Here is a 1,983-nt window from a genome sequence, read left to right on the forward strand (position 1 = left end):
ACGACGGAATAAATTTTATCAAAGTCTCCGTACAGCCTCTTCCACGATTAAGGGCATGGAGACCCTTCGAGGAATATATAAAAAGAACCGAAGAATGTAGTGACCCCCAAAATATAGACTTTTCTGGAAAGTCAACGAAAAACTAGACACGGAGTTAAGAGAATTTAAGAATTATATTTTTCAAAGTCTTTTGGAGACTTGTAATCAAGACCTGAATGCATCCTTTTTGTATTGTAATAGGTCTCAATGTATTTAAATATTTCTTGAGTAGCCTCAGCTCTTGTCTCAAAATGAGCATCATTAATAAGCTCCCTCTTTAGCGTCTTATAAAAAGACTCCATCATTGCATTGTCATATGGATTTCCTTTACGACTCATGCTAGATTGAGCACCGACTTGACGAAGAGTAGATTGATAACGAGAGCTTGTATATTGACTCCCTTGATCAGTATGGACAATCAAGCCAGGCTGAGGATGTTCTTTCCCACAAGCTTGTAAGAAGCAATCCCTCACCAGTTTATCTTGCATCCGTGAAGACATTGACCAGCCTACAATCTTACGTGAAAAAACGTCGATATTCACGGCTAAGTATAAGGTGCCTTCTTTGGTAGGGATATAGGTCATGTCTCCCAGCCATACTTTATTAGGAGCTGTTGCTTTAAAGATCTGATTAATTAAATTGGGGCTTGAAAGCGAAGCTCCTTTTCTGTTGTAATGTTTATATTTATAACGGCTTCCCTTGGCATAAAGTCCCATCAAGTGCATCAGTTTCCCAACACGTTTCGTGTTGGTCATAATACCAGTATTATGAAGTACCTTGGTAATTCTAACCGCACCATAGCGTCCCTTATGCTCATGAAAGACAGCTTTTATCTTCTCTGAGAGAATTTCTCTCTCCACTTGTTGTTTTGAAGGACGACGATGCATGTATTCATAGAAACCTGAGCGAGAAACCTTAAGAACTTTTACTGCATGTTTAATTTTTATCTTCCCATGATGTTTCAAGAGAAATTCAAAACGTTTTACTTGCTTCGCTTCAAGAAGACCCGGAACTTTTTTAGAAGTTCAAGTTCCTCCTGAAGATAACGATTTTCTTTCTCTAACAATTTAATCTTATGTTGGGCATTAGCTAGGGCTGTCCCATTGCCTGGAAAAGCACTTTCTCCATATTCTTCAACTTCTTGAACCCAGCGATAAAGACTATTGGCATGAACCTCAAGCTCTTGGCTGACTTCTTTAACAGAGAAACCCTCTTCAAGAATGAGTTTTACTGCAGAAGTTTTAAATTGTTTATCGAATTTTCTTCTTGCCATAATAAACCTTTCCACGATTTCTCTTAACTTTGTGTCTAGTTTATTATAACCTTTCCAAACGCTTTTCTTTTTTATGTCTATTTATTTGATAATAGTCCATTCTATGAAACGTTTAAAAGAACGGACAGAAAATTATCAAGTACACGGATTTACGGTGCTTTGGCTTATGGGGGAAAATTTATGGTTAAAAGACCAAATAACAAACCTTCAAAAAAATTTAGTCTATTTTTCAGAAAATAGAGGTTTCTATTATTGGGAATTAGATTTTAAAACTCAGAAGCTGAGATTGAAGACACTGATTCATGAAGATTTGAGTGGAAAAATTATTTATTTACAAGAAGAAATTCCTTTTGGGGAAGGACGACTTATTGAGCAATTACGACTGCCTTTTTTATCACAAAAGTTACTGACAATACCACTTATTGTTGATCTTAAACTAGCGGAATTTATTCGTCGGCAACTTTATTATTGTTCACCAAAATGGTTGAAACTTCAGGAAAAATATTACCAAAGAGGTGAAAATTTGTTGAATTTGACTTTTGAACGTTCTTTTATTGCGCCTTTGGGGTTGAACTTACTTGAAGTTTTTGATGATGAAATCCCTTTACATAAATTTACTCAAATTAAGCAGAATATTAATCTCTATTATGAAAACTTTTTAATAAATTTTC

2 protein-coding genes and 1 pseudogene are annotated in these 1,983 nt (G+C 35.4%); 2 read left to right on the top strand and 1 reads right to left on the bottom strand.

The features are described 5' to 3' along the window. Window positions 1-94 (top strand): annotated as a pseudogene (locus tag ABZX61_RS65760) (IS6 family transposase); the annotation flags it as partial. A gap of 70 nt (window positions 95-164) precedes the next feature. Here the strand turns inward: ABZX61_RS65760 and ABZX61_RS65765 are convergent. After that, a protein-coding gene (locus ABZX61_RS65765; protein ID WP_355213243.1) for an IS3 family transposase occupies window positions 165-1,312 on the bottom strand; the annotation gives its coding sequence in 2 pieces (ribosomal slippage) (window positions 165-1,060 and window positions 1,060-1,312; 1,149 coding nt in all). Between the two features lie 103 nt (window positions 1,313-1,415). Between ABZX61_RS65765 and ABZX61_RS65770 the strand changes: the two genes are divergently transcribed. Then, window positions 1,416-1,983 (top strand): competence protein CoiA family protein (locus tag ABZX61_RS65770; RefSeq protein WP_355213241.1); only part of this gene is annotated, 568 nt, incomplete at its 3' end.

The organism is Nonomuraea sp. NPDC003709, from assembly GCF_040610775.1.
Classification (GTDB): Bacteria; Actinomycetota; Actinomycetes; order Streptosporangiales; family Streptosporangiaceae; genus Nonomuraea; species Nonomuraea angiospora_A.